The sequence below is a fragment of the Candidatus Binatus sp. genome (assembly GCF_030646925.1).
In the GTDB taxonomy this organism is placed as follows: domain Bacteria; phylum Desulfobacterota; class Binatia; order Binatales; family Binataceae; genus Binatus.
This window is the reverse complement of sequence record NZ_JAUSKL010000111.1, coordinates 1-5,513: the sequence shown is the minus strand read 5'-3', so window position 1 is coordinate 5,513 and position 5,513 is coordinate 1. Positions and strand designations below refer to the sequence as shown.

Annotated in this window: 4 protein-coding genes; all 4 read left to right on the top strand. The window is 60.1% G+C overall.

Features of this window, described 5'->3' with window-relative positions; translation table 11 throughout:
* Positions 1-393: 393 nt before the first annotated feature.
* The 4 genes from Q7S58_RS19470 (at position 394) to Q7S58_RS19455 (ending at position 5,427) form a co-directional block, all read left to right on the top strand.
* A complete protein-coding gene (locus tag Q7S58_RS19470) occupies positions 394-1,266 on the top strand; it encodes a hemerythrin domain-containing protein (protein ID WP_304830008.1) in 873 nt (290 codons plus the stop codon).
* A 364-nt stretch (positions 1,267-1,630) separates the two neighbouring features.
* Positions 1,631-3,562: an NHL repeat-containing protein gene (locus tag Q7S58_RS19465; RefSeq protein ID WP_304830004.1), complete on the top strand. Its 1,932-nt coding sequence runs from the start codon at positions 1,631-1,633 to the stop codon at positions 3,560-3,562.
* Positions 3,563-3,614: 52 nt separating this feature from the next.
* On the top strand, positions 3,615-4,118 hold the full coding sequence (locus tag Q7S58_RS19460) for a DUF992 domain-containing protein (RefSeq protein WP_304830001.1): 504 nt from the start codon (positions 3,615-3,617) through the stop codon (positions 4,116-4,118).
* Positions 4,119-4,476: 358 nt separating this feature from the next.
* Positions 4,477-5,427, top strand: coding sequence for a hypothetical protein (locus Q7S58_RS19455; protein WP_370655555.1), 951 nt, complete (start codon positions 4,477-4,479; stop codon positions 5,425-5,427).
* Positions 5,428-5,513: the final 86 nt, after the last annotated feature.

The following is a 5,513-nucleotide window of genomic DNA, read 5'->3' as shown; positions in this document are numbered from 1 at the left end:
TAGAGCTGATACCAATGCTCTACGACTTGCTCCAGATGCTCGAGCACCAGTCTGAGGATCGGCCGCAGCGCCTCGAGCTCCTCGTCCCACAGCAGGTGGTAGTGTCGAGGTCTACCCTCGGGAGCTTGGGTTTTAATCAATTGGCTCTTTTCCGCTGTTTCCGATGGAGACATATAGGCTAAATTGCCTCCTTTTGTTCTGCCCGTGCTGAATAAAACGGGCGGCAGCTTTGGCACATTTGCTGCTCTCGCATAGCAAGTGAAGCTGCCTGAACAGTATCACGCTTTTTCGTGTATACCACGCGGCTAGGAACGGTCTCAATTGAAAGTGAACACCGATTTTAGAGATGTACGCCTCGCGCCCCTTTTGCTGCTCCTCTCTGATGACGAGGAGTTGACGGATCTCGTACGCCGGGTCGTCAAGCGTCCCTGGAATCTGCTTCGACATAGAGCCGACAAATTCATGACTCGCGAGGTGCTTGCTCAGCCAAATGTGCGCCTCGCTATACTCGACGATCAGGCGGTCGATGAGAACGATCGCGGACGCCTGCTCGCGCAGATTCGTAAACACTTCTCGGGCACCTCGTTGCTCTATATCGCCGGGATTCAAAGCGATGCCAACGAGAAGCGGGCGCGCACGAACGGGGCCCACTACTACGTTTCCAAGCCATTGTCGCTCGAACGATTCGAGCAGGTCCTGCGATCATTTCTGCACGCGCAGCAAGTGGACGGACGATCCGCGCGTCCGGCGGGAGAAAAATTCGGGATGAGCGCGAAAGAATCGAACGCCGATAACCCGGCTCAAATCGACGCGGGAATCCGTCGTCTCTCGGCGGAACTCAATCGCGAAGACTCCGACCTGAGATCACATCTGCTCGATGCGGCGCTCGCCGGCCTGCGGCTCACGCGTAATTCGGAATCGCTCGAACTCAGGCGTGATGCGGCCAGGATTTGGGTGGCGATCGAACCTATCCTGACCCATCACCTTGACGCCGAAGACGGTCAACTGCTGCCGTGGCTGGAGCGCCACGGCCGCCTCTCGTCCGAGGTGGGACGAAAGGTCCGCGAATACCACGACCGACTGCGAACGCTCGTGGGCGCGATGGCCAACGCAGAGGCGGAACATCTCACCGATGTGCAGGCGCGCGAGGTCGGACGAGCGCTCAGCGGCCTCGCGGTCAAGCTGGACGATGCAATCGATGACGAGGAGCGCCGACTCTTTCCGACGATTCGCAAGGCTCTCTTCGGGATCGACCATCGCGGTTGAGATCGACGGGCGACCGCGGTTGATGCGGCGATTTTTTCTCTATACCGGCATCGTTCCTGAATCACGTCTGCGGTTGCCATTGCTGTCTTTTTCCGGTAACGGAAGGGTCGAAAAGGCCCGAAAATGCTCGATCGTGATCGATTGCGATCGATCGCGACTAAGTGGTGATGGGCTCAAAATCCTATGGAGTGAAAACTCCGTGCGGGTTCGAGTCCCGCCCCCGGCACAGGAAACCCAATTGCTGCTTTGTCGGCTTTGCCTGAAGAGAGGGAGGAGGATGCAACCTCTGAGATTAGAATATTTTCGAACAATTGATACGACCTGCGTTCCCAAGCCTGGGCCGAGCTGCTCTCGACGACTGCATTTGACCGGCGCCGCGGCAATTTTCAGTCTCGCGCTACTGCTCGCCGCTTGCGGCGGCGACGGTTCCTCGAATCCAGCGCCTTCATCGTCGCTTTCCGGGACCGTGCAAGGCGGTCTCAGCCCGCTCTCGGACGCGACCGTAACGCTCTACCAGGCAGGCGCCCAAGGTTATGGTTCGGGAGCCAAGAGTTTGGGGCACGCGACTACCGACTCAAGCGGCAATTTCACCGTTCGATACTCTCGGCCTGCCACGTTCGCGCTCCTTTATCTGGCCGCCGTCGGAGGCAATGCTGGCTCGGGCGGCAACGCGGCGATTGGACTGATCGGAATCGCGGGAATGTCGAATGCTCTGCCCGCCACGGTCGCGCTCAACGAGCTGACCACAGTGGCGGCGGAGTGGGCGCTGGCGCAGTTTACCGACGCGAGCGGGCGGAATATCGGCACCACTTCGACCAATACGATCGGCTTTCAGAACGCGGCCAAGCTGGCGCAAACCAATCTGGTGGATATCGCGGCTGGCGCTCCGGCCGGCTTTTGGCCCGACGCGGCATCATGCGGCGGCGGTTCCGCGCCGCTTAATTGCGAGGGCCTGGAGCGGCTGAACTCGCTCGCCAATCTGCTGGCCGCTTGCGTCGATAGTGCCGGACCGACGTCGGCCGCCTGCAAGGCGCTTTCGGACAACACCGCCGGCATTAGCGACACGCTCGCGGCGGCGCATGCGATCGCATCCAATCCCGGGCGCAACGCCGATGCCCTCTTCTTGCTATCGCAGGGCAGCGATGCCTACGCGCCCGTGCTGAGCCAGTCGCCGGGTGCGTGGACGATCGCGCTGCTGTACGTCGGCAACGGCGCCGAGTTCGACGGCCCCGGCAACCTGGCGATCGACGCGAACGGCAACGTCTGGGCCAGCAACAACTATGTCTTCAACAGCGATCCGACCGTGCCGACGTGCGGCGGCAAGGAATTGATTGAACTCACGCCGACCGGCGTGGACGCTCCGGGTGCGCCGTTCACCGGCGGTGGCGTGGACGGCGCGGGCTTCGGTATCGTGATCGACGCAACGGCCAACGTGTGGGTCGGCAATTTCGGCTTCGAAGGCACCGGATGCACCAATCCGTCGCCCGGCAATTCGGTTTCGTTGTTCAAAGCAGACGGGACGCCGCTCTCGCCCGGGACTGGTTTCACACAAGGATCGGTCGACGGACCGCAGGGGATTGCGCTCGATCAAATGGGCGATCTCTGGATCGCCAATTACCACGGCAACACGATCACCGAGTATCCCGCGGGCGACCCGGCCAACGCACTCAACTTCGCAGGGTTGGGATTCGACCGGCCGTTCGATGTCGCGATCGACGCCGTCGGGCACGCGTGGATTACCAGTTCCGGCAACGATCGGCTCTTCGGGTTGAATGCCGATGGCAGCCAGGTGGCCGGCTCTCCCTTTACCGGCAACGGCCTCAGCATGCCGCTTGGGGTCGTGGTCGATACGCTCGGCAATGTCTGGGTGGCGAACAGCCTGGGCGATTCGGTTTCGATGTTTGATTCGAGCGGCGCACCCAATCCGAAGTCTCCATTCAAGGGTGGCGGAGTCGAACTGCCGTGGGGCATCGCCGTCGACGGCAACGACAATATTTGGGTCGCCAATTTCACCGGCAACGACGAGCGGCTTTCCGAGCTCTGCGGCGCGCGAACCGCGAATTGCCCGGCAGGTCTCAAAACCGGCGATCCGATCACGCCGGGCGCCGGCTACGCCAGCAGTCTGCTGACCCGACTGACGGGAGTCGAAATCGACGCCTCGGGCAACGTGTGGGTGCCTGACAACTGGGAATCGGTGCCGTTGCAGACCAATCCGGGCGGCCACGGCCTGGTCGAATTCGTCGGGCTCGCCGCCCCGGTCAAGACGCCGACGCTGGGGCCACCGCAGAAACCTTGAGTTATCGGACGCCCTTGGTGCCGGGTTCACTGTCAGCTATATTCCCTCAGCGATGGCATCTCGAATTCGTGTATCAATTGTCAGCCTGATCGTGTGCCTGGCGTTGGGTGCTCCGATGAAGGACGCGGTGGCGGCGCAGGGCGGCGCGACCGTCCAAGCTGGCATCCTGACCTGCCATGTCGCAGGCGGGTTCGGCTACATAATCGGGTCGTCGCGCGCGATCCATTGCAACTTCAAGCCGAACTCGGGCGTAATCGAGGAGTATCACGGAACCATGTCGACGCTCGGCGCCGATATCGGCTATCTGGCGTCGTCGGCGATCATCTGGGCGGTGCTTGCTCCTTCGTCCAGCACTCAGCCGGGCGCCCTGGCGGGTACCTACGGCGGAGTGTCGATCCGGGCAGCAATCCTGGGAGGAACCGGTATCAACGCCTTAGTCGGTGGCTTCAAGAATTCGATCGCGTTACAGCCGCTGAGTATCGAAGGTAACACGGGACTCTATATCGGCGGCGGTATCGGAGTGATGAGTCTGAAGGCCAGCGATCCCGCGTACTAGCATCCTGCTTGCCAGGGTTCTGCGTCTCGGATCCCCTGTCTGCTGATACTTTCTGTTGAACGCTCATGCACGCTTGCGTAGCAAGCTTGCGACATCAGTTGTTTCAACCGAGAGGCAGATTCTTCGCTAGCTCCGGAAAAAGCCAGCCGGCTTATGTCTTATACAATTGGCACGCGGCGTGCTGAGCATTTCGGGTCCAATTCCAGTTAATCGATCTTCGCTTCCGCCAAAACCCACAACCTAAGTTGCGCGCGACTCGCCTAAGGGGGCTAGTATGGGACGTCTTTTCGCCTATTCCAAAGGTCAAATATTCGTAATGTATGCGGTCGCAGCGACCGCTATGCTAGGTGCAGTAGCTATGGGCACCGACGTGGCTATCATGTACTTCAACTGGGCGTCGATGCAGCGGGCAGTCGATGCGGCTGCGCTGGCGGGCGCCAACTATCTTCCTGAAGATACCGCAACGGCGACCGCCAAGGCCAACTCCTACGCGACGCTGAATGGCCTGGTCGCAAGCGAGGTAGCAACACCTACCTTCAACGCTCCGACCAATGACAGCATAACCATTTCTGCCGGCCGCACGGTCCCTTACTACTTCGCGCAGGTGCTGGGACTGACGAATCAGATGATTCGGGTTACTGCAACTGCCCAGATCCCAGCTTCGGTTAGTTGCGTAGGATGCGCCTCATATGGACCGCAAGCACAGCCCACGGGCGGCGCGTCGGATTCGGGCGGTACTCAATGCTCCAGCGTTGGAGACTGCCAACTGATTCCAATCGGACTTGATTGGACGACACTTTTTGTCACTGGATCGCAGGTTACTTTCAATCAGGCTTCGGTTGGAGCCGGCAACTGGGACTTGATAGCGCTAGGTGGTACAGGGGGTGCGAACTTCAGAACCAATCTGGCCAATGGATACTCGGGTCCGATCGCAATCGGCGATTTCATCACGACGGAACCCGGCAAAAAGAAGGGACCCGTCACGCAGGGTTTCCAGGATCGTATCGATCAGGCAGCCGTTATCGATTCCGGCGGCACCTTTTCCTCGCACAAACAGAATAACCCTCGCGTGGTGGTAATTCCGATGGTCAATTGGGGCGCTATCAACGGACGCAGCCAGGTTCCGGTGATGGCCTTCGCGCACGTGTGGCTTGAATCAGTAAGCAGCGGAGTGATCCAGGCTTATTTCGTCGAGGACTATGTGCCCGACAGCCTGGTGAGTGCGCCGGCCTCATATCACGGCGCGCGCGGCAAGGTGGTGTCGGTCAAGTGGTGGAAAGGGGAGCATCAGGTATCTGCGACGAGTTGAGCAGTTGAAGTATCAACTTGCTACTACGCTGCCTCCGGTTGTGTACTGACGATGGTTAGGTCTTGCCAGCCGACCAAGCGGCGCAG

Excerpts from the sequence above, each read along its gene's own strand:
- Q7S58_RS19460 (WP_304830001.1), top strand. The coding sequence starts at position 3,615 with ATGGCATCTCGAATTCGTGTATCAATTGTCAGCCTGATCGTGTGCCTG.
- Q7S58_RS19455 (WP_370655555.1), top strand. The coding sequence starts at position 4,477 with ATGGGCACCGACGTGGCTATCATGTACTTCAACTGGGCGTCGATGCAG.